Genomic DNA, 21,073 nt, shown 5'->3' on the forward strand with positions numbered 1-21,073 from the left:
AGGCAGTTGAAGGACGCACGGCAGGCCGAGTCAATCTGCCGACGGCATGCGCTTTTGCGCCCATCCCGCAGTTCCGCTTCGTAAGGTGCCGCCAGGACCAAAAGGAAGTTCGCGCTGGACCATTCGTCGCAGGCTTATGTGTTTCGGCGCTAAAACGAGGCAATTTGCCGCCATTGCAGGCACAGACGAAGTTCAGGCCTGACCTTGCGGCAGGTCTGCGACCTTGTTCGGCATTGAAATCTGGCAAAAATTTGGGCAGTCGGGCTGCCAGCGGCTATCCGCCGCTCTCCGAACTGCAAATCCGTTTATCACGACAGGAAATTTACATATGTCAGAAGGCAGTCTTCTCGATCATGCTCTCGTGCGCCTCGACGAGGCGGCAAAACACCTGACCGTCGACGCCGATGTGATCGAGAAACTGAAATTTGCCCGCGAGACCACCAAAGCCCGCCTGATGATCCGCATGGACGACGGCTCGCGCAAATCCTTCCTGGCATGGCGCTGCCGCTACGACGACACGCGCGGCCCGACCAAGGGCGGCATCCGTTTCCATCCTGAATCGACGGCCGACGAAGTCGAGATGCTGGCCTTCTGGATGACGTTCAAATGCGCCGTGATGAACCTGCCCTATGGCGGCGGCAAGGGTGCCGTGCAGGTCGACCCGCGCAAGCTTTCCAAGGCGGAACTGGAGCGCCTCTCTCGCGCCTACATCCAGGCCTTCGCCAGCATCATCGGGCCGGATCGCGACATTCCCGCGCCCGACGTCTACACCAACTCGATGATCATGGGCTGGATGGCCGATGAGTATTCGCAGATCGTCGGCCAGGCGTCGCCCGCCGTCATCACCGGCAAGCCGCTGGCGCTGGGCGGTTCGCTCGGCCGCGGCGACGCCACCGCGCGTGGCGGCTACTATCTGGTCCGCCATCTCGCAGACGAACTCGGTCTGAAGGGCAACCTGCGCATCGCCGTCCAGGGTTTCGGCAACGCCGGCCAGCACATTGCGCGCCTGCTTGCCGCTGATGGCCACACGATCGTTGCCGTTTCCGACTCGGAAGGCGCCGTCCAGGCCGCCAACGGGCTCGACCTCGGCCGCCTGCTGGCCGCCAAGGACAATGGCCGTTCGGTCACCTCGACGGCCGGAGAGGGCGGGCACGAGCTGCTCGACGGCAATGCGCTGGTCGGTGTCGATTGCGATATCCTGGTGCCGTCGGCGCTGGAGAACATGATCCGCATCGACAACGCAGACATCGTCAAGGCCCGCATCGTGCTCGAACTCGCCAACGGCCCGGTCACGTCGGAAGCCGACGAGGTGCTGGAGAAGAAGGGCATCGTCGTGCTGCCCGACATCCTGGCCAATGCCGGCGGCGTCACCGTCTCCTACTTCGAGTGGGTGCAGAACCGGCAGGGCTACTATTGGCCGATCGAGGAGATCCACGACCGCCTGCGCATCATCATGGAGCGCGAGGGCCGCGCCATTTGGGATGTCGCCAAGGCCAAGGATGTCTCGGTGCGCACCGCGGCCTATGTCCATGCGCTCGCACGCCTCGCCGAGGCGATCGAAGCGCACGGCACGCAGAACTACTTCGCAAGCTGAGCCAAACTGCTGCGCCGCCGGATCGAAACGATCCGGCGGCGCAGCAGTGACTTGGGGCGCGCCTTTCCTGCGTCCATTGGGGCGCCCGGCGCTCTGGCCTGCCATTTTCCTGTTGAAGCGCTAGGTTGGCGGGCGTAGGTCTGTGGGTGAAATCCCGACTGACCCCCCTTCATCACGCCTCAAAGGCAAAACCCGGCAGCGCGACCATGTCCTTCATTCCCGATTGGGCGACCATCATCCAGTTTGCGATCGCCACCTTCATCATCGCGATCACGCCCGGCCCCGACATGACGCTGTTCGTCGGTCGGGCGCTGTCCGAGGGCCGCAAGGCGGGTTTTGCCTGCATGGCCGGGGCGATGACCGGCATCGTCATCCACACCACGCTGGTGGCGCTCGGGCTGTCGGCGCTGATCGTCGCCTCGCCGCAGGCCTTCATGGTACTCAAGATCGTCGGCGCCGGCTACCTGGTCTGGCTCGCCTTCCAGGCGGTGACCAAGGGCTCGGCGTTTTCGCCCGACACCGCCAAGCGCGAACCGCGCTCGGTGTTCCAGAACTGGGCGACGGGCCTCGGCATCAACCTGCTCAACCCGAAGATCATCCTGTTCTTCATGACCTTCCTGCCGCAGTTCGTGTCGGCCCACGACACCAATGCGCCGGGCAAGCTGTTCTTCCTGGGCGCGATGTTCATCGTGCTGTCGCTGCCGGTGACGGCGCCGATGGTGATCGCCGCCGACAAGTTCGCCGGCCTGCTCAAGAAGAGCCCGCGCGTCACCCGCATCGTCGATTATCTGTTTGCTGGCGTGTTCTCGGCCTTCGCGCTGAAGATTCTTACGGCGCAGGCGAAGTAGGCAGAATGCCTCATGGAACGGGAGGGTCGTATTCTTGAGGTCGCCGAGCGACGACGATGCCAGTGTCGGGGTCAGTTACTGTCGCGGGGAGTAGGGACCGTTCCAGATGGATTGTCTTTACGGAGGCAAGTTTCTTGTTGCCGACCAAGTTTGCCATTTCTTTGCTGTGCCCGGCATTTGGAGGGGATATCACCTTGATCGCCTTGCTAGGAAATTCAGCAAGAAGCATCTTGATGGCGGGAGTTAGATCGCTGTCACGGCTGAGTACGAAGGCCTCGTCGAAATTGTCTTTGTACGCTTCATTCACGAGCCAAAGAGCGATGTTAACGTCCGTTTCCTTTTCCTCGTGAGATATCCAGACGGCGCCGCAAGATTTGCACTTGCGATTTTTCGCCTTGAAGTGCCCCATGATCGGAGTGACGCCCGTTGCCTTAAGAGCTTCGACATATTGTTGATGCCGGGAATACGGCCCAGGCAGCCATGTCGCGAAAGCAGAGAAATAGAAAACTGATCTCAATTCATGCTTTGCGGGATCCAAAAAAGTTTCGACTAACTTTCTCAGGTCAAACCATTTGAGATGCGATTGCCCCAATTCGGCAACAGCATGATAGAGGTTGAAGCCGTCAACAAAACACGCAACCCGAGTTCGTTCCCCCATTCGCACCCCAGAAATGCAAACCCCCGAGCCGTGGCCCGGGGGAGGCGCTTAAGCCGTAGCCTAAGCGGGTTTACTGTAAACGTTATATGTGATTTGCCCTCGAAATGTAAAGGACGAATCGTCCTTGACAGACTCTTTCCTAGCGCAGAGTCAAGGGCTTTCTACATATGGCGCCCAGTTGCGCGAGCCGAACTACTTCTAGGCAATGCGACTAAGCTTCCAGCATTGTTTAGCGAGCAAATTGGCGCAATGTCCCGGCAAAACGGCCGGTGACGAACCAGTAGGCGATGCCGCCGATCAGGCCGCTGCCGACGATCGAAACCGGTAGCAGGGGATCGCGATAGGCGAAGCCCTGGTCACCGCCCTGGTAGGCAAAGCCGAGGAAGACCAGCGCGACGAAGCCGCCCGACAGCGCGTAGAACAGCCAGTCGCGCTTGCCGAGCAGTTCGGCGAGCAGCATGACGACAAGCGCCGGCACGAAGGCGAAGTAAGCGACGAACAGTGCCGTGAAGGGGATGGTGAAGACCATCGACCCGGTCGCGACCTCAGGCGGGATGTCTGATGCCATGAGGCCGGCAGCACCAAGGAAGACCACGTTCAGGAAAGCGCTGGCGGCAAGCGAGGCCGCGAGATAGCCCAGCACCATGTGGGCGAACTTGCCGAGATAGAGCAGGAAGCGGCTCACGCCTCGCCGTGTCCCGCAATCATCATCGCCTCGAGCGCCAGGCGCTCGCTCTTCTTCATGCGCTCGGATTCTGACTTGAGCTGGCCGCAGGCGGCGAGGATGTCGCGACCGCGCGGGGTGCGGATCGGCGAGGCGTAGCCGGCATTGTTGATGTAGTCGGCGAACTTCTCGATCGTCTCCCAGTCCGAGCACTGGTAGTTGGTGCCGGGCCAGGGGTTGAACGGGATCAAATTGATCTTGGCCGGCACGCCGCGCAGCAGCTTGACCAGTGCCTTGGCGTCCTCGAGGCTGTCGTTGACGTCCTTGAGCATCACATATTCGAAGGTGATGCGGCGGGCGTTCGACAGGCCGGGATAGGAGCGGCAGGCCTCGATCAGGTCCTTGAGCGGGTACTTCTTGTTGATCGGCACGAGCAGGTCGCGCAGATCGTCGTTGGTGGCATGCAGCGAGATCGCCAGCATGACGCCGATCTCCTCGCCGGTGCGGAAGATTTCCGGCACGACACCCGAGGTCGACAGCGTGATGCGGCGCTTGGATAGTGCCAGGCCGTCGCCGTCGGAGGCGATCAGCAACGCCTTCTTCACCGCCTCGAAATTGTAGAGCGGCTCGCCCATGCCCATCATCACGATGTTGGAGATTTTCCGCCCCTCGGCCGGCACGATGGCTCCAGCGGGCGTGTTGCGGTCGGGGAAGTCGCCCAGCCGGTCGCGCGCCGTCATCAGCTGCGTCAGGATCTCTTCCGCTGTCAGGTTGCGCACCAGCTTCTGCGTGCCGGTGTGGCAGAACGAGCAGGTCAGCGTGCAGCCGACCTGGCTGGAGATGCACAGCGTGCCGCGGCCTTCCTCGGGAATGTAGACGGTTTCGATCTCGACCGGGCGGCCCGCGCCGCGCGGCGGGAAACGGAACAGCCACTTGCGCGTGCCGTCGGAGGATATCTGTTCCTCGACGATCTCGGGGCGCGCAATGGTGAAGTGCTTGGCGAGTTCGGCGCGCAGGTCCTTGGAGATGTTGAACATGTCGGCGAAGTCGGAGACGCCGCGGACATAGAGCCAGTGCCAGAGCTGCTGGACGCGCATCTTGGCCTGGCGCTCGGGAACGATGCCCGAGGTTACAAGCGCGTCGGCGAGCTCTTCGCGGGTGAGGCCGATCAGCTCGCCCTTGACGGGCGCAGCCGCACGGGCGCGCAACGCATCGCGGGTAGCATCGGAGGTTAGGTCGAGCGAAAGGGTCATTCGGGCTCAGCTAGGTTGATATAGCGGCAAATGTAGGATTTTGGCGCGACATATCACAGGTCTGTCTCTGCGTCACGTTTTGGCGGCCATGCATTTGTGCCGCAGCTTTGCAGTCTGTTAGGCAATGGCTGGGATGCTGGCGCGATGAGCAACATCCTACACATCGTCCTGGTGGTGCTCGCCGTCAACTTTGCGGCGTTCGCTGCCTTCTGGCGCGACAAGCGCCTGGCCCGGTCCGGAGCGCGTCGTATCCCTGAGAAAACCCTGCTCTGGCTTGCTTTCGCCGGCGGCAGCCTTGGTGCGCTGTCGGCCCAGCACCTGTTCCGGCACAAGACGCGCAAGGAGCCGTTCCGCAGCAGGCTTTATGCGATCGTGGCGCTTCATGCGGTCGCCGTCGCCGTGCTGGCGCTCTGGCTGATCGCGCCGCAATGGGCATCCGGCCTGTTCAATGCGCTGAAAGGTCCCGCGGTTTCGTGAACCGTCGGCCTCAGCTTCCGGCGGCTGGATGGAGCGCCAGCTGGTAGCGTTGTTCCGGCCGCCCGCTGTGCGCATGCGGCACCGGGTCGCCCTGCCTGCGCCAGCCAAGGCGCTCGTAAAGCCTGACGGCGCGATCATTGTCGGCATAGACCGCGAGCTCGGCCGTATCGAAGCCGCGTTCGCGAAGCATTGCCGCAATGCGGGTCAACAGCTCGCCTGCCGCGCCCCGGCCCCAACGGTCGGGATCGACGCCGAAATAATGCAGCTCGGCGGTCGCGTTTGCACCCGGAACGGGTGCAATGGCGCCAAAGGCGACGGCAGTGCCGTCTTCGTTCACGGCGATCGCCAGCAGGGCATGCGGCGAGCTTTCGAGCACCCTCGAGATGACCGGCCGGGCTTCGGCGAGCGAGGCGACATCGTCGTCGCCGTCGCGCGCAGCGGTGGCCCGCGCCCAGATGGCCGCAGCTTCATCGATATGCGTTGAAGTTCCGTCGACGATGCTGAACATGGCTGGGCCTCAAACAAAAGACCGGGCGATCGGATCGCCCGGTCTTTGTAGCTGCACCCGAAGAGCTTATTTGCAGGTGGCGATAGAGCTCAGCGCTGCCGAAATGCCCTTGAGCGAGAAGACGTAGTTGGTCGGGTTGCCGCGGCCGGACTTGGCCGTGACCTTCATGTCCGAGCCGCCGCGCATGGCGGCGATCAGTGCCGGTTCCTCGGCCGCATTCTCGACCCAGGCCGACTTGCCCTTGGTGAACATCGAGAACGACTTGTCGCCGATGGTGACCGCGACCTTGGAGTTTTCCTGGAAATTGTAGCCGGCAATGAACTGCGGCTCGAAGGAAACCTTCTGGCCCGGGCGCTGGCTGACGAAGAAGAACATGTCGCCGTGATCGAGCGTCGGCGGCTGCTTGTCGGTCGGCACCGTCAGCACGTAGCAGACCTTGCCGTTCTGCGCCTGGTAACTGTAGGTGCCCCAGGCATTGTGCTGGCCGATCTTGGTCGCCGACTGGGCGAGCGCCGGCATTGCCGACGCTGCAAGCACCAGACCCGAAATTATAGCTATCAAACCGCGCATCGTTTTTCCTGTAGTTCAAATGGAGCGGGGCAGGCCGACTGCGCGCCCGCCCGTTGGCTTCATTTTGATTTAATCTGGGTTACCAAAGGGTGAATGGCCTTGCAGAAAGGACATTTGCCGCCTGGAACCCCGCCGTTCGGCCTGTCATGCACAGGCATCGTGTCCCTGTCGCGGTTGAACCCCGAGAAAACGGCAAGAGTTTGACTTTTGATGTCAGGCTGAAACAAGGCCGCCGCGCGTCAGGGCTCGCGCGACAGGCTTTCCTTGGCGGCAAGCCGGTGGGCCGGCGTCATGTGCGCGCGCACGGCGGTGATGGCCGCCGTCAGCACGGCGATGTCGTCGGTGAAGCCGAGGCCGAGGATGACGTCGGGAATGGTGTCCACCGGCAGGATGAAATAGCCCAGGGCGGCGAGAAGTATGCCCTTGGCCCGCAGCGGCGTGTCCTTGTCCATGGCGCAATAATAGGCCGCGACCACTTCCTCCATGAAGGGGACGTGGCGGGCGGCGCCTTTGGCCTTGCGCCAGAACTTTTCACGCACTTCGCTCTCGCTCGCCGGCGCATCGTCGCCGCGGAAGCCGTCAAAGCCGGGGATTTTCACCATCCAGACAGTCTCCTTTGCCCGAATTCCTTTGCCGGAAATGTGGGAAGGAGCGCGCCTCGCTGCAAGATGTGGCCCTCAAGAACCGAAATAGGCGTTCATGCGCTTGGCCAGCTTGACGTCGAGTTCGGTCAGCCCGCCGGCGTCATGCGTGTTCAGCTTGACGTCGACGGTCTTGTAGACGTTCGACCAGTCGGGATGGTGGTCCAGCTTCTCAGCCGCCAGGGCAACACGGGTCATGAAGGCGAAGGCCTCGCTAAAATTCCTGAACACGAAGCTGCGCGACATCGACAGCCCGTCGGCGGCTAGCGTCCAGCCGTCGAGCTCGGCAAGGGCCTGCGTCACTGCGGCAGGTTCAAGTTTCTCTCTGGCCATTTCATGCTCCCGTGCTATCGAGTTCTTTCCTCACCAGCATAGCGCGGGATCGATGGTCGAAAAGCAGGTAAAATCCATTCTCTTCGTCTGTCTCGGCAATATCTGCCGTTCGCCGCTGGCCGAAGGCGTGTTTCGCGCCGTGCTTGCCGAACGCGGACTGGACGGCGAATTCACCATCGACTCCGCCGGCACCGGCGGCTGGCATGCCGGCTCGGCGCCCGACCCGCGGTCGATCGCGGTGGCGGCGCAACACGGCATCGACATCGCCGCCCAGCAGGCGCGCAAGGTCGTGCCGGCCGATTTCGAGCGCTTCGACCTGATCCTCGCCATGGATCGCTCCAACGCCGACGACCTCAGGGCGCTTGCACCGCAGCAGGCCCAGGACCGCGTCGAGCTTTTCCTCGGCCATGTCACCGATCGGCCACAGGACGTGCCCGATCCCTATTATGGCGGGGAAGACGGGTTCCTGGTTGTCTACCGCATGATCCGCGAGGCTTCGGAAGCGCTTGCCGACCGGATCAGCGAACCGGCGTCCGAGCCATTGAGCGGCCACGCTTCCTCGACGATGTAGGGGCCGCCGCCGACCGAGTCGCGCGACGACATCAGCACGAAGCGGCCGACGCGGAAGGGCACAGTGGCGAAGTTGCCGCGTGCCGAAAGATAGTGCGCGACGTCGAGCGGGCTGGTGTTGCGGAGCCGTGCCAGCGTCACATGCGGGGTGAATTTGCGCGGGTCGGACGGGACGCCGAGGCGCTTGCAGATGCGTTCGATCTCAGCTTGCAGTGCGTTGAGTTCCGGCGAGGGCGTGACGCCGGCCCAGACCGCATGCGGCTTCTTCTGCCCGAAGGCGCCGACACCTGAAAGCGTCAGCGGAAAGCCTGGCCGGTCGACACGGTCGATGGCCTCGACGATCTCGTCGGCAACATGGCCTTCGACATCGCCGATGAAGCGCAAGGTGAGGTGGTAGTTTTCGACGTCGATCCAGCGGGCGCCCGACAGGCCGCCCCTGAGCAGGGAGAGCGACAACGCGGCATCACGCGGAATTTCGAGGGCGGTGAAAAGTCGCGGCATGGCCAGGCTCCCTTCCTCGAATCGCAATCCGTAACCTCAGCGAATCATCGATCGCAGCGCCGGGCAAGAGGTTTGTTTGCACGTTGCTGTTTAGGCAACGCTGCCGCCGGCGATGTGTTGCAACGTTGCATGACGAGGTTCATTTGCCGGCAATGGCCTTTTCCACCGTTGGCAGGGCGTTCTCGACCATACGGTCGATGCCCAGGGCATTCGGGTGCATGCCGTCCTCCAGCAACAGCTTGGCATCGCCGGCGACGCCATCGAGGAAGAACGGATAGAGCGTGGCGTCGTATTTTTCCGCCAGTTTCGGATAGATCGTCCCGAACTGTTCGCCGTAGGCGTGGCCGAGATTGGGCGCGGCGACCATGCCTGCCAGAAGCACCTCGATTTTGCGTTCCTTGAGCCGGGCAAGCATCTTGTCGAGGTTCTGCTCGACAAGCGCGGGGTCGATGCCGCGCAGCATGTCGTTGGCACCGAGCTCGAGGATCACCAGTTGCGTGCCGTCCGGTATCGACCAGTCGAGCCGCGACAGGCCGCCGCTGGTCGTATCGCCCGACACGCCTGCATTGGCGATCACCACATCGTGACCGCGGGCGCGTAGCGCGGCCTCGAGTTTTTCTGGAAAACCCTCGCCAGGGCCAAGGCCGTAGCCGGCCATCAGGCTGTCGCCGAAGCCGACGATGCGGAAAGGCTCAGCCCAGGAGGAGGCTGCGGCCGCAAGCATCAGAAGGGCCGCGGCAACTAGTTGTTTGAAAGCCATAAAGTCAGACCCGATATGACGAAGACGATCCCCGCCCTTCAATTTCCATATAGGACGAATTTGCCGTGACAGAAGCCGTCATCGAACTGAGGGATGTATCGCTGACGCTGGGCCAGGGGGCTTCCTCGGTACATGTGCTGAAGGGCGTGAGCCTCGATGTCGCTGCGGGCGAAGCAACAGGCATCGTCGGCCCCTCGGGTTCCGGCAAGTCGACGCTGCTGATGGTCCTGGCAGGATTGGAACGGGTCGACGGCGGCACGGTGACGATTGCCGGCGAGCTGCTCAATGGCCGCAGCGAAGACCAGATCGCGGCTTTCCGCGGCCGCAATATCGGCATCGTGTTCCAGTCGTTCCACCTGATCCCCAATATGACGGCGCTGGAAAACGTCGCCGTACCGCTGGAGCTGGCCGGCAAGCGCGATGCCTTTGCCATCGCCGCGCGCGAACTGGCGGCTGTCGGCCTTGCCGATCGCGTCACGCATTATCCGGGTGAGCTTTCGGGCGGCGAGCAGCAGCGCGTGGCGATCGCGCGTGCGCTGGCGCCGGAACCGCGCATCCTCATCGCCGACGAGCCGACCGGCAATCTCGATCAGGCGACCGGCCGCCAGATCGCCGACCTGCTGTTTGCCAAGGCTGCCGAACGGGCGATGACTTTGGTGCTCGTCACGCACGACCCGGCACTTGCCGCGCGCTGCGACCGGCAGGTGGCGATGCGCTCGGGGCGGATCGAGACCGCGACGATCGCGCCGGTTGCCGAGAAGGTGCGGGCATGAGGGTGCCCCTATGCTGAAGGACCTGCCTCTCGCCTTCCGCTTCGCATCGCGCGAGATGCGCGGCGGCCTGCGCGGCTTCCTGATCTTCCTGACCTGCATCGCACTTGGCGTGGCTGCCATCGGCGGGGTCAATTCGGTGGCCCGCGCCATCACCGCAGGCGTTGCCAGTGAAGGCCAGGCGCTGCTTGGCGGCGACATCCGCTTCCAGCTGATCCAGCGCGAGGCGACGGACAAGGAAAAGACCTTCCTCGAAGGGCTCGGCACGGTCTCGCACAATGCCGGCATGCGCTCGATGGCGCGGCTGGAGGACGGCTCCGACCAGTCACTGGTCGAGGCCAAGGCGGTCGATGCCGCCTACCCGCTCTATGGGACGCTGGTCACCGAACCGGCGCTGCCGCGCGACGAACTCTTTGCCGAAAAGTCGGGCGCTTATGGTGCTGCCGCGCCGGACCTGTTGTTCGAAAGGCTCGACCTCAAGCTCGGCGACAGGATCAGGCTCGGCGGCACGACCTTCGAACTGAGGGCCAAGCTGGTCAATGAACCCGACGCGGTTTCCGACGGTTTCGGTTTCGCCCCGCGCCTGCTGGTGTCGATGGAGGGCCTGAGCGCTTCCGGGCTGATCCAGCCGGGCAGCCTGGTCGAACACGCCTACAAGATCCGCATGCCGGTCGGCACCAGCGAGGCCGAGGTCACGGCTGTGCGCGAGCGGGCGAACGCGGAACTGCCCGAAGCCGGCTGGAGCATCCGCACCCGCAGCAATGCGGCGCCGGCGCTCTCGGCCAATATCGAGCGTTTCACGCAGTTCCTGACCCTGGTTGGGCTGACCTCGCTGGTGGTCGGCGGCGTTGGCGTGGCCAATGCCGTGCGCGCCTATCTCGACGGCAAGCGCGGCGTCATCGCCACCTTCAAGAGCCTCGGCGCCTCCGGCGGCTTCGTGCTGTCGGTTTATCTTATCCAGATACTGCTGATCGCCGGCTTCGGCATCGCCGTCGGCCTGGTGTTCGGCGCGCTGATGCCGTTTGCGGCAAGCGCGGCGCTCCAGTCTGTGATTCCGGTCCCGGCCGAGGCGGGCGTCTATCCTGCAGCACTTGGCATGGCCGCACTGTTCGGCGTGCTGGTGACGCTTGCCTTTGCCATCCTGCCGCTGGGCCGCGCCCGCGACGTGCCGGCGACCGCGCTGTTCCGCGAGATGGGTTTCGAGGGGCGCGGCTTGCCGCGACTGGTCTACATCGCGACAGCCGTAGCCATCGCGGCGGCGCTGGCATTGCTTGCGATATGGTTCGCCGGCGACCGGCGCATCGCCACCATCTTCGTCGGCGCGACGGTGTTTTCGTTCCTGGTGCTGCGCGTGGTGGCTGTCGCCGTGCAGTGGCTGGCGCGCAAGAGCCCGCGCGTGCGTTCGACCGCCCTTCGCCTTGCCATCGGCAATATCCACCGGCCCGGCGCGCTGACGCCGTCGGTGGTGCTGTCGCTCGGACTGGGGCTGACGCTGCTGGTGACGCTGGCGCTGATCGACGGCAATCTGCGCCGCCAGATCGCCGGCAGCCTGCCGGAGCGGGCGCCGAACTTCTTCTTCGTCGACATCCAACCCGGCGAGGTCGACGATTTCGCCAAACTGGTGCAGGCCGAAGCGCCCGGTGGCAAGCTGGTGCGCGTGCCGATGCTGCGGGGCCGGGTCATGGCGCTAAACGGCACCGACGTGCAGAAGCTCAACGTGCCGCCCGAGGGCGCCTGGGTGCTGCGCGGCGACCGCGGCCTGACCTATGCCAAGAACATCCCGGAAAACTCGACGCTGTCGCAAGGCACGTGGTGGCCGGCGGACTATGCGGGCGAGCCGCTGGTATCGTTTTCGGCGCAAGAGGCCGGCGAACTCGGCCTCAAGCTCGGCGACATGGTGACGGTCAACGTGCTGGGCCGCAACGTGACGGCGAAGATCGCCAATTTCCGCGAAGTGCAGTGGGAATCGATGGGCATCAACTTCGTCATGGTATTTTCGCCCAACACATTCGCCGGCGCACCGCACAGCTGGCTTGCCACGCTGACCGAAGACAAGGCGTCGCCGATCCAGGAATCGCGCATCCTCAATTCGGTGACGCGCAGCTATCCGGCCATCACCACGGTTCGCGTCAAGGACGCGCTCGACGTCGTCAACCGGCTCGTCGCCCAGCTTGGCACCGCGATCCGCGCGGCTGCCGGCGTGGCGCTGATCGCTTCGGTGCTGGTGCTGGCAGGGGCGCTCGCAGCGGGCAATCGCGCCCGGGTCCACGATGCGGTGATCCTGAAGACGCTGGGTGCCACCCGGCGGACGCTGATCTCGGCCTTTTCGCTCGAATACATGCTGATCGGCCTGGCCACGGCGGTGTTCGCGCTCGCTGCCGGCGGCGTCGCGGCCTGGTTCGTCGTTGCCCGAATCATGACGTTGCCGTCGTCCTTCCTGCCCGAGGTCGCGGTCGCGACGATCGTCTTCGCCCTGGTGCTGACGGTCGGCTTCGGCCTCATCGGCACATGGCGCGTGCTTGGCCACAAGGCAGCACCGGTGTTGCGCAGCGAGTAGCGAAATGCCGTTGAGGGCTGGACTTCAACGACATTTGTATGAGAAATGGCCCTCACAGCGGGTTTCAGGCCGTAACGGGCCTTGTTCTGGCCTGAAAGAATCATCATATTTCGGCGGAGGCATGCTGGAGCCCCGCCAGCGGCGCCTGGGTTTCGGCCTGACACCCGACGGGGCAGAAGCAACAGAGGAAACCATGTCCGACTTCAGAAATTACCAGACGCGTACGGCGACGGCGGGCAGCCGCGTCGACGCGTCGATCGACGAGGGCCTGCGCGCCTACATGCTGAAGGTTTACAACCTGATGGCGCTTGGCCTCGCAATCACCGGCCTGGCCGCGTTCGGCACGATGATGCTGGCGACCACCAACGATCCGGCGACTGCCGTCGCCACGATGGGCAACGGCAAGATGCTGACCAGCCTCGGCGTCGCGCTCTATGGTTCGCCGCTGAAGTGGGTCGTCATGCTGGCTCCGCTCGGCATGGTGTTCTTCCTGAGCGCCCGCATCCAGTCGATGAGCACCTCGGGCGCGCAGACCGCGTTCTGGGTCTTCGCCGGCCTGATGGGCCTGTCGCTGTCGTCGATCTTCCTGGTCTACACCAGCGCCAGCATCGTGCAGACCTTCTTCGTGACCGCTGCCGCCTTCGGCGCGCTGTCGCTGTTCGGCTACACGACCAAGCGTGACCTGACGGCCATGGGCTCGTTCCTGATCATGGGCGTGTTCGGCATCCTGATCGCGATGGTGGTCAACATCTTCCTGCAGTCGTCGGCCCTGCAGTTCGCCATCTCGGCGATCGGCGTGCTGGTGTTCTCGGGCCTGACCGCCTACGACACGCAGAAGATCAAGGAGATGTATTTCGACGGCGACGACGCACTCGTCTCCGGCCGCAAGGCGATCATGGGCGCGCTCACGCTCTATCTCGACTTCATCAACCTGTTCTCGTTCCTGCTGTCGTTCCTGGGCAACCGCGAATAACGCATCGAGACTGGACCATCAGACTTTCGAAGGGCGGCCCAACGGCCGCCCTTTTCATTTGTGCCGAGCTTTGCTCTAATGGAGGCAACAATCTGGATTGCCTAAAAAATGAGCATGACTATACGGCACGCGCTGCCTGACGACCTCGACCGGATTACCGAGATCTATACCGACGCCGTGCTCAACGGCACGGCCAGCTACGAGCTCGAACCGCCGACGCGTGCCGAAATGGGCGCGCGCTACGAGGCGCTGATGGAGGGCGGTTATCCCTATCTCGTCGCTGAACGGGACGGCATCATCCTGGGCTACGCCTATGCCGGTCCATTCCGGGCGCGCCCGGCCTATCGTTTCATCGTCGAGGATTCGATCTATATCGCGCCCGAGGCCAAGGGCACGGGCATCGGCAAGGCATTGATGCAGGCGCTGATCGACGAGGCAACCATCCTCGGCTTTCGCCAGATCATTGCGGTGATCGGCGACGGCCATGCCGATAGCGCGTCGGTTCGGCTGCATGAAAGGCTCGGCTTCCACCATACCGGACGGATGGAAGGCTCTGGCTACAAGCATGGCCGCTGGCTCGACACCGTGTTCATGCAGCTGGCGATGAATGGCGGCGCCACGCTTCCGCCCGACGCCAATTCGATGCCCGAGCGCCGCTTCGTGGCCAAGGGCGGCAAGGGCTAAGTCAGCCCGGACCTTCGATCAGCGGCACGAAACGCACGTCGACCAACGGCCGCTGGCTGTAGTCCTTGTCGCCGGTCCGCACGATCTTCATCAGTTTCTGGTCGCCGAGCGGCCCGAGCGGCAAGACGAGCCGGCCACCGATGGCCAGCTGTTCCTTCCAGGCCGTCGGCACCTTGCGGGTTCCCGCCGCTGAAAGAATGGCATCGAACGGTGCCTGGCCGGCGTACCCCGCCGTGCCGTCGCCCGATATGACTTCCACATTCGCATAGCCGAGCCGCTGCAGCCGGCTTGTCGCCAGCTCCGCCAGTGCCGCCACGCGCTCGATGGTGACGACGTGCCCGGCGATTTCAGCCATCACCGCCGCTGCGTAGCCCGAGCCGGCGCCGATCTCCAGCGCCTTGCCTGCTCCCGTCAGCTCGGCCGCCTGGGCCATCAACGCGACGATGTAGGGCTGGGAGATGGTCTGGCCGTGGGCGATCGGCAGTGCCGTATCCTCATAGGCGTAGTCGCGCAGCGCATCGGTGACGAACTCTTCGCGCGGCACCGCGGACAGCGCCTCGAGTACCGCCAGGTCGCGTATGCCGCGCCGGGCGATCTGGTATTCGACCATTCTGAGGCGCGCTGCCCTGTAGTCGATCATGGCCTTGCCTGCCGTTGCCAATTAACCGGCATGCGGGCACGAAGTTCCCCGCGTGCCGGACTTGCCGCAACGTCCGCCTGATGTTGCAGCGCGACGATCATGTTGCATTGCACAAAACGCAAAGCTCCTATGCAATATCAACACTTTAAAACCCGACCCGGCGGAGCTAGATATGGGTCATCGAATTTGTCGGGCCTACCTCCTCCCAGGTTTCCGACGAATAGGTCAGCGCCTACCTCCTCCCAGACGCTGGCCACCAATACGACACCCGCCGGACCTCCTCCCCCGGCGGGTGTTGTTTTTTCAGCCTCCCCCACATCGATAACTTCTGTGCCCCGCCAATCGGGTTGCAAGCTGTGCTTTCCGCCGGGTTTTGTGGACCACGTCAGGCCAATTCGCCGGCCAGAGGCCCTGGCTCAGCGACTGGTGTGGCGTTTCGGTGCCCGATCAGGCTATAGGCAATGCAAAGCGTCTCCCGGCAAGGCCCGCGGAGATACCAAACGATGAAGCCCCGGCCGGCGACAAGCAAAAACAGACACGCAGATGGCCGCGGGTGGTGAGGAACGAGGAAAGGTAATCAGCATGAACGTGACCAGCGAAACCGCTGCCCTTCTCGAACGGCTGGGCGTTGCCAAGGCCGATTTCAGCGGTGGCGACCTGATCGTGCGCAGCCCGGTGACCGGCGAGCAGATCGGCGCGCTGACGTCGATCTCGCCTGCCGAGGCGGGCAAGGCCATCGAACGTGCCGACAAGGCCTTCAAGGCCTGGCGCAACGTGCCGGCGCCGAAGCGCGGCGAGCTCGTCCGCCTGCTCGGCGAGGAACTGCGCGCCGCCAAGACCGACCTCGGCCGGCTGGTGTCGATCGAGGTGGGAAAAATCCCGTCGGAAGGTTTGGGCGAAGTCCAGGAGATGATCGACATCTGCGATTTCGCCGTCGGCCTGTCGCGCCAGCTCTACGGCCTGACAATTGCCACCGAGCGCCCCGGCCACCGCATGATGGAGACGTGGCACCCGCTCGGCGTGGTCGGCGTCATCTCCGCCTTCAATTTCCCCGTTGCGGTGTGGTCGTGGAATGCCGCACTCGCCTTCGTCTGCGGCAACGCGGTGGTGTGGAAGCCGTCGGAAAAGACGCCGCTGACCGCCCTTGCCTGCGACGCGATCTTCAAGCGCGCCGCGGCCCGTTTCGGTGCCGATGCGCCCGAAAACCTGTCGCAGGTGCTGATCGGCGACCGCGCCGTCGGCGAGGTGCTTGTCGACCACCCCAAGGTGCCGCTGGTGTCGGCCACCGGCTCGACCCGCATGGGCCGCGACGTCGGCCCGCGCCTTGCCAAGCGTTTTGCCCGCGCCATCCTCGAGCTCGGCGGCAACAATGCCGGCATCGTCTGCCCGACCGCCAATCTCGACATGGCACTGCGCGCCATCGCCTTCGGCGCCATGGGCACCGCCGGCCAGCGCTGCACCACCATGCGCCGCCTGTTCGTGCATGACAGCGTCTACGACGCGCTCGTGCCGCGCCTGAAGAAGGCCTATGAGAGCGTTTCGGTCGGCAGCCCGCTGGAGACCTCGGCGCTGGTCGGCCCGCTGATCGACAAGGCCGCCTTCGACGGCATGCAGAAGGCGCTGAAGGAAGCAGCCGGACATGGCGGCAAGGTCACCGGCGGCACCCGTGTCGACAACGGCCATGACGGCGCCTTCTACGTCAAGCCGGCGCTGGTGGAGATGCCGGGCCAGGTCGGCCCGGTGCTGGAAGAGACCTTCGCACCGATCCTCTATGTGATGAAGTATTCCGACTTCGACGCCGTGCTCGACGCGCACAACGCGGTCGGCGCCGGCCTGTCGTCATCGATCTTCACGCTCGACCTGCAGGAGGCCGAGCGCTTCCTGTCGGTCGAGGGTTCGGACTGCGGCATCGCCAACGTCAATATCGGCACTTCGGGCGCCGAGATCGGCGGCGCGTTCGGCGGCGAAAAGGAGACCGGCGGCGGTCGTGAGAGCGGTTCGGACGCCTGGCGCGCCTACATGCGCCGCGCCACCAACACCGTGAACTATTCCAAGGCGCTGCCGCTGGCGCAGGGCGTGTCGTTCGACATCGAATAAGTTATCGGGTGAGCCAACAGGCCTGACCGAAACCAAAGCGTCGCCCGCGAAAGCAGGCGGCGCTTTTTGTTTGCTTCGACTACGAAGCTTGACGGCGCGGCGGCGAAGCGGCTCAGATCGCGGCGGAAGCAGAACGGGGTGGACATGGTCGAACTCAGCATCAGCGGCGATGGCCGCTTCGACGGCACCGTCGAGACGGTCGAGATGCACACGGGCGGCGAACCGGTGCGCATCGTCACCTCGGGCTATCCGCCGATCCCCGGCGCGACGATCCTGGACAAGCGCCGGCACGCCCGTGAAAACCTCGACCACCTGCGCAAGCTGATCATGTTCGAGCCGCGCGGCCATTACGACATGTACGGCGTGATCCCGGTGGAGCCCGACCTGCCCGGCGCTGACATGGCGGTGCTGTTCATCCACAATGAGGGTTACTCGACGATGTGCGGCCACGCCACCATCGCGCTCGGACGCTATGCGGTGGATCACGGCATCGTCGCGCCCCAGGTGCCGGTGACCGAGGTCAGGCTGCAGTGCCCATGCGGGCTGGTCAACGTCAGGGTCGAGGTCGAAAGGACGGCGGATGGCTTCGCCACAGGTGCTGCGTCCTTCGAGAGCGTGGCGTCCTTCGCCTTTGCGCTCGACCAGAAGATCGACGTGCCGGGGCTGGGCGGCGTGACGTTCGATGTCGGTTATGGCGGCGCCTTCTACGCGCTGGTCGAGGCCGCCTCGATCGGGCTCGATCTCAAGGCAACGCCGCTCGACAGGCTGGTCGATGCGGCCGACCGCATCACCAAGGCGGTGGCGAAAAGCCTGCCTCTCGAACATCCCGACGATCCCGATCTCGCCTTTCTCTACGGCACCATCCTGACCGACGGCGGCGAGGGGGCGCTGGATCCGACGCGCAATCTCTGCGTCTTTGCCGAGCGCGAGGTCGACCGCAGCCCGACAGGTTCCGGGGTGTCCGCGCGGATCGCGGTTGCCGTTGCCCGGGGAACACTTGGGTGGGGCGAACAGCGCCGCTTCGAGAGCGTCACCGGTGCGGTGTTTTCCGGCAAGGCGGTGCGCGCCGACAAGGTCGGGCGGTTCGATGCCGTTCGCGTCGAGGTCGGCGGGCGGGCGTTCTATTCGGGGCGTTCGAGCTTCTCGATCGAGGCGGGGGACGAACTTGGCCGCGGCTTCCTGCTGCGATAGTGCGACAGATCAAAGAATATGTCGCAGTTTCCGGTAATTCTCCGGACCTGTCGATGATGCTATCAATTCGGCATCGAAGCTGAGGATCGGGCCGCTTGGTCGTGTTTCGCCGCCAGGGATGGGGATTTGGGGTCGCGTTTGCCGCGGCGCTGATGCTCGTCCTGCAGACGGCGGCCGCAGCGCTGGCGATCGGGCAGGGCACGCCGCCGCTCGACATCTTCGGCAACCCGCTCTGCATTACATCAGCCACTGACCACACAGCGCCTGCCAAGAGCGATCATCCGAGCCTGCCGGAATGCTGCACGCTCGGCTGCAACATGTTCTCCACTGCCATGGCCATGCCGCCCGACGGCGTGGCATTGCCGGTCACGCTGCAGTTTCCAATGGCAGCCGCGTTCGTTCACGTGCGGCGCGATCCGCCTACGGCTGCGAAGCACGATCCGGGCAGTCCGCGCGCGCCGCCACCGGCCGCCTGAGATCACTGTCGCGCGCAAACGCCCGCGGCGTAGTGAAATTTCGCCTGAAAACGAACCTCGCGCCACGATGGCTGGCGCTTCCATTCCATATCGGAGTTCCCCATGACCAATTCCGCTCGCGCCTTTGCGCGCCCGCTCTTCCGCAGCTTCGAAGAACGTCTCGGCATCATCGTCTTTGCGGCGATGCTGCTGTTTGCCTCGACGCATGCTTTACTCGCCCACGGCTTCAAGGTCGGCGATCTCGAGATCGGCCACCCGTGGTCGCGCGCCACGCCAGCCGGGGCCAAGGTTGCCGCCGGCTATCTCACCGTCAAGAACACCGGCGCGGAAGCCGACCGGCTGGTTTCGATCCAGTCGGATGTCTCCGAAAAGGCCGAGATCCACGAGATGGCCGTCGACGCCAAGGGCGTGATGACCATGCGCCAGGTGGCCGAGGGCGTCGAAATCCCGGCCGGTGGCGAAGTCGCGCTCAAGCCGGGCGCCTATCACATCATGTTTATGGGCCTGAAGGCGCCGGTGAAGGAAGGCGAGAAGTTCTCCGGCACGCTGACCTTCGAAAAGGCAGGCACGGTGACGGTCGAGTTCCAGGCCGACAAGATGGGCGGCCAGAGCCAAGACCATTCCGGTCACTGAGCATGGGCGCGCGCCATCTGCTCCGCACCAAGGGCGGCCTGCCGCCTGAAGGCGCGCGCCTCGCAGCCTTGCTCGCCCGGTTCCTGCTGGCCGCTGCGATCCTCGTCGGCGGTACTGCCATGGCCGCAGCCCATGCCTCGCTGCTGCGGGCGACGCCGGCCGAAGGTACGGTGGTCCAGACGTTGCCGCCGCAAGCGACGCTGACCTTCAGCGAGCCGGTGACACCTCTGGTCATCGAACTTCTGCGGCCGGACGGGGGGTCTGTCCGGCTCATCGGCGATGTCTCGGACGACGGCCTGAGCATCGCCTTGCCGGCAAATGATGCCGCCAGCGGCACTTACCTGCTGTCATGGCGCGTGGTTTCGACCGACGGCCATCCGGTCGCAGGCTATTCAACCTTTTCCGTCGGTAGCCCCAGCGCCACGCCGCCGGTGACGCCCGAGTTGAACGACCCGACATTGCGGGCCGCTCTGTGGGCGGCAAAGCTCGCGCTTTATCTCGGTGTGTTTTTCGGCGCCGGTGGCGCGTTTGCACTGGCCTGGCTTGCACCCAAGAGCCGCCACGGCATGGCGACCGTCACCGCCTTCACCGCTCTCGGCCTGGTCGCAGCACCTGTCTCGTTCGGCCTGCAGGGGCTCGATGCGCTCGGCGCGCCGCTCGGGCTGCTTGGCCAGCCGGTCACCTGGCAGGCGGCGGCTGCGACCAGCTACGGTTTCACCGCGGCGATCGCCTTCATGGCGCTGGCGCTGGCGCTTCTGGCGCTGGCGAGCGAGGGCGCGCTGGCGCGTGGGCTGGCGCTGGCGGCACTCGTCGGCACAGGTGCTGCGCTCGCGGCAAGCGGGCACGCCAGCGCGGCCGCCCCGCAATGGCTGACGCGGCCGATGGTCTTCGTCCACGGCGCGGGCATCGCCTTCTGGGCCGGCGCGCTCGTGCCGCTCGGCCTGGCCTGCCGCCACCGTGCGCCCGATGCCGGCGAGGCGTTGCGCCGTTTCTCGACCGCGATCCCCTATGTGGTCGCAGCCCTGATTGCTGCCGGCGTGGTGCTGGCCGTCATCCAGGTGGAGAAGGTCCAAGCCCTATGGCAGACGGCCTATGGCCGGCTCCTGCTGATCAAGCTGGCGCTCGTCGTGCCGCTGCTGCTGCTTGCCGCCGTCAACCGATGGAAGCTGACCAAACCGTCACTGGTCGCGCAGCCGGATGCGCAGCGACGGCTTGCGCGCAATATCGTCCTCGAGACGCTGGTCATGGTGGCGATCCTTGCGGCCGTCGCCGGCTTCCGCTTCACGCCGCCGCCGCGCGTGCTGGCGATCGAGGCAGCCGAACCGGCGACATTCCATGTTCATACGCCGGAGGCGATGGCCGACGTCAGTCTCACGCCCGGACGCGCCGGCGCCGTAAGCGCCTCGATCGTGATCATGTCGGGCGATTTCGGCCCGCTCGACGCGCGCAGCGTGACGCTGCGAATGAACCATGCGGAAGCCAAGGTGGCGCCGATCAGCGTCAGCGCGCACAAGCCCGGCGACGGCACCTGGCGTATCGACGGCATGGAACTGCCTGTGCCGGGAACATGGACGGCGGCGATCGACGTCGAGATCTCTGCGACCGAACGCGTGACACTGACCAGCGAGATCACCATCCGCCCATAGAGTTGAGCGGACGGAGCCTAGCTGGCGGC

At 64.6% G+C, this 21,073-nt stretch carries 23 protein-coding genes; 13 read left to right on the forward strand and 10 right to left on the reverse strand.

Features of this window, described 5'->3' with window-relative positions:
• The first annotated feature begins 328 nt into the window (after positions 1 to 328).
• Positions 329 to 1,594, forward strand: coding sequence for a Glu/Leu/Phe/Val family dehydrogenase (locus GGQ99_RS16760; RefSeq protein ID WP_183263399.1), 1,266 nt, complete (start codon positions 329 to 331; stop codon positions 1,592 to 1,594).
• 206 nt (positions 1,595 to 1,800) lie between these two features.
• Positions 1,801 to 2,442 carry a LysE family translocator gene (locus GGQ99_RS16765; protein ID WP_108606244.1) on the forward strand — a complete coding sequence of 214 codons (642 nt, stop codon included), beginning with the start codon at positions 1,801 to 1,803 and terminating at the stop codon, positions 2,440 to 2,442.
• A gap of 10 nt (positions 2,443 to 2,452) precedes the next feature.
• On the opposite strand, the gene GGQ99_RS16770 is transcribed toward GGQ99_RS16765, so the two are convergent.
• From GGQ99_RS16770 to rlmN, 3 genes are all read right to left on the reverse strand, one after another.
• Positions 2,453 to 3,100 carry an NYN domain-containing protein gene (locus GGQ99_RS16770; protein WP_183263400.1) on the reverse strand — a complete coding sequence of 216 codons (648 nt, stop codon included), beginning with the start codon at positions 3,098 to 3,100 and terminating at the stop codon, positions 2,453 to 2,455.
• A gap of 229 nt (positions 3,101 to 3,329) precedes the next feature.
• Positions 3,330 to 3,785: a hypothetical protein gene (locus GGQ99_RS16775; protein WP_183263401.1), complete on the reverse strand. Its 456-nt coding sequence runs from the start codon at positions 3,783 to 3,785 to the stop codon at positions 3,330 to 3,332.
• Positions 3,782 to 5,017: a dual-specificity RNA methyltransferase RlmN gene (gene rlmN, locus GGQ99_RS16780; RefSeq protein WP_183263402.1), complete on the reverse strand. Its 1,236-nt coding sequence runs from the start codon at positions 5,015 to 5,017 to the stop codon at positions 3,782 to 3,784. Before rlmN ends, GGQ99_RS16775 begins: the two co-directional genes overlap by 4 nt.
• Positions 5,018 to 5,161: 144 nt before the next feature.
• Between rlmN and GGQ99_RS16785 the strand changes: the two genes are divergently transcribed.
• Complete coding sequence (locus GGQ99_RS16785; protein ID WP_108606247.1) at positions 5,162 to 5,494, forward strand: DUF1294 domain-containing protein; 333 nt, start codon at positions 5,162 to 5,164, stop codon at positions 5,492 to 5,494.
• A 10-nt stretch (positions 5,495 to 5,504) separates the two neighbouring features.
• Here the strand turns inward: GGQ99_RS16785 and GGQ99_RS16790 are convergent, their stop codons facing one another.
• The 4 genes from GGQ99_RS16790 to GGQ99_RS16805 all read right to left on the reverse strand — a co-directional run bounded on the left by GGQ99_RS16790 (position 5,505) and on the right by GGQ99_RS16805 (position 7,546).
• Positions 5,505 to 6,002 carry a GNAT family N-acetyltransferase gene (locus GGQ99_RS16790; RefSeq protein WP_183263403.1) on the reverse strand — a complete coding sequence of 166 codons (498 nt, stop codon included), beginning with the start codon at positions 6,000 to 6,002 and terminating at the stop codon, positions 5,505 to 5,507.
• 66 nt (positions 6,003 to 6,068) lie between these two features.
• The gene (locus tag GGQ99_RS16795; protein ID WP_108606249.1) at positions 6,069 to 6,572 is read right to left on the reverse strand and encodes an invasion associated locus B family protein; all 504 of its coding nucleotides are present in this window, start codon (positions 6,570 to 6,572) and stop codon (positions 6,069 to 6,071) included.
• Between the two features lie 239 nt (positions 6,573 to 6,811).
• Positions 6,812 to 7,174, reverse strand: a complete 363-nt coding sequence (locus GGQ99_RS16800) for a YkvA family protein (protein ID WP_183263404.1) — start codon at positions 7,172 to 7,174, stop codon at positions 6,812 to 6,814.
• A 75-nt stretch (positions 7,175 to 7,249) separates the two neighbouring features.
• Positions 7,250 to 7,546: a 4a-hydroxytetrahydrobiopterin dehydratase gene (locus tag GGQ99_RS16805; protein WP_108606251.1), complete on the reverse strand. Its 297-nt coding sequence runs from the start codon at positions 7,544 to 7,546 to the stop codon at positions 7,250 to 7,252.
• A gap of 52 nt (positions 7,547 to 7,598) precedes the next feature.
• Here GGQ99_RS16805 and GGQ99_RS16810 point away from each other — a divergent pair, with 52 nt between their 5' ends.
• Complete coding sequence (locus tag GGQ99_RS16810) at positions 7,599 to 8,117, forward strand: low molecular weight protein-tyrosine-phosphatase (protein ID WP_108606252.1); 519 nt, start codon at positions 7,599 to 7,601, stop codon at positions 8,115 to 8,117.
• Here the strand turns inward: GGQ99_RS16810 and thpR are convergent.
• The gene (gene thpR / locus GGQ99_RS16815) at positions 8,021 to 8,617 is read right to left on the reverse strand and encodes an RNA 2',3'-cyclic phosphodiesterase (RefSeq protein ID WP_108606253.1); all 597 of its coding nucleotides are present in this window, start codon (positions 8,615 to 8,617) and stop codon (positions 8,021 to 8,023) included. The genes GGQ99_RS16810 and thpR overlap by 97 nt on opposite strands.
• A 139-nt stretch (positions 8,618 to 8,756) precedes the next feature.
• On the reverse strand, positions 8,757 to 9,377 hold the full coding sequence (locus GGQ99_RS16820; RefSeq protein WP_183263405.1) for an arylesterase: 621 nt from the start codon (positions 9,375 to 9,377) through the stop codon (positions 8,757 to 8,759).
• A 65-nt stretch (positions 9,378 to 9,442) separates the two neighbouring features.
• On the opposite strand from GGQ99_RS16820, the gene GGQ99_RS16825 reads away from it, so the two are divergent.
• The 4 genes from GGQ99_RS16825 to GGQ99_RS16840 all read left to right on the forward strand — a co-directional run bounded on the left by GGQ99_RS16825 (position 9,443) and on the right by GGQ99_RS16840 (position 14,361).
• A complete protein-coding gene (locus GGQ99_RS16825; protein WP_108606255.1) occupies positions 9,443 to 10,150 on the forward strand; it encodes an ABC transporter ATP-binding protein in 708 nt (235 codons plus the stop codon).
• A gap of 10 nt (positions 10,151 to 10,160) precedes the next feature.
• Positions 10,161 to 12,704 carry an ABC transporter permease gene (locus tag GGQ99_RS16830; RefSeq protein ID WP_183263406.1) on the forward strand — a complete coding sequence of 848 codons (2,544 nt, stop codon included), beginning with the start codon at positions 10,161 to 10,163 and terminating at the stop codon, positions 12,702 to 12,704.
• 193 nt (positions 12,705 to 12,897) lie between these two features.
• Positions 12,898 to 13,677 (forward strand): Bax inhibitor-1/YccA family protein, encoded by a 780-nt coding sequence (locus tag GGQ99_RS16835; RefSeq protein WP_183263407.1) that lies wholly within the window; start codon positions 12,898 to 12,900, stop codon positions 13,675 to 13,677.
• Positions 13,678 to 13,785: 108 nt separating this feature from the next.
• Complete coding sequence (locus GGQ99_RS16840) at positions 13,786 to 14,361, forward strand: GNAT family N-acetyltransferase (protein WP_183263408.1); 576 nt, start codon at positions 13,786 to 13,788, stop codon at positions 14,359 to 14,361.
• A 1-nt stretch (position 14,362) separates the two neighbouring features.
• On the opposite strand, the gene GGQ99_RS16845 is transcribed toward GGQ99_RS16840, so the two are convergent.
• A complete protein-coding gene (locus GGQ99_RS16845) occupies positions 14,363 to 15,001 on the reverse strand; it encodes a protein-L-isoaspartate(D-aspartate) O-methyltransferase (RefSeq protein WP_183263409.1) in 639 nt (212 codons plus the stop codon).
• Positions 15,002 to 15,583: 582 nt separating this feature from the next.
• Between GGQ99_RS16845 and amaB the strand changes: the two genes are divergently transcribed.
• From amaB to GGQ99_RS16870, 5 genes are all read left to right on the forward strand, one after another.
• The gene (gene amaB / locus GGQ99_RS16850; protein WP_183263410.1) at positions 15,584 to 17,098 is read left to right on the forward strand and encodes an L-piperidine-6-carboxylate dehydrogenase; all 1,515 of its coding nucleotides are present in this window, start codon (positions 15,584 to 15,586) and stop codon (positions 17,096 to 17,098) included.
• Positions 17,099 to 17,242: 144 nt separating this feature from the next.
• A complete protein-coding gene (locus GGQ99_RS16855; RefSeq protein ID WP_210307915.1) occupies positions 17,243 to 18,289 on the forward strand; it encodes a proline racemase family protein in 1,047 nt (348 codons plus the stop codon).
• 95 nt (positions 18,290 to 18,384) lie between these two features.
• On the forward strand, positions 18,385 to 18,765 hold the full coding sequence (locus GGQ99_RS16860) for a hypothetical protein (RefSeq protein WP_183263411.1): 381 nt from the start codon (positions 18,385 to 18,387) through the stop codon (positions 18,763 to 18,765).
• Positions 18,766 to 18,867: 102 nt separating this feature from the next.
• Positions 18,868 to 19,398 (forward strand): copper chaperone PCu(A)C, encoded by a 531-nt coding sequence (locus tag GGQ99_RS16865; RefSeq protein ID WP_183263412.1) that lies wholly within the window; start codon positions 18,868 to 18,870, stop codon positions 19,396 to 19,398.
• Between the two features lie 2 nt (positions 19,399 to 19,400).
• Positions 19,401 to 21,044, forward strand: coding sequence for a copper resistance CopC/CopD family protein (locus GGQ99_RS16870; protein WP_183263413.1), 1,644 nt, complete (start codon positions 19,401 to 19,403; stop codon positions 21,042 to 21,044).
• Positions 21,045 to 21,073 lie beyond the last annotated feature (29 nt).

Origin of the sequence: Aminobacter niigataensis (assembly GCF_014200015.1) — a bacterium.
GTDB classification, from domain to species: domain Bacteria; phylum Pseudomonadota; class Alphaproteobacteria; order Rhizobiales; family Rhizobiaceae; genus Aminobacter; species Aminobacter niigataensis.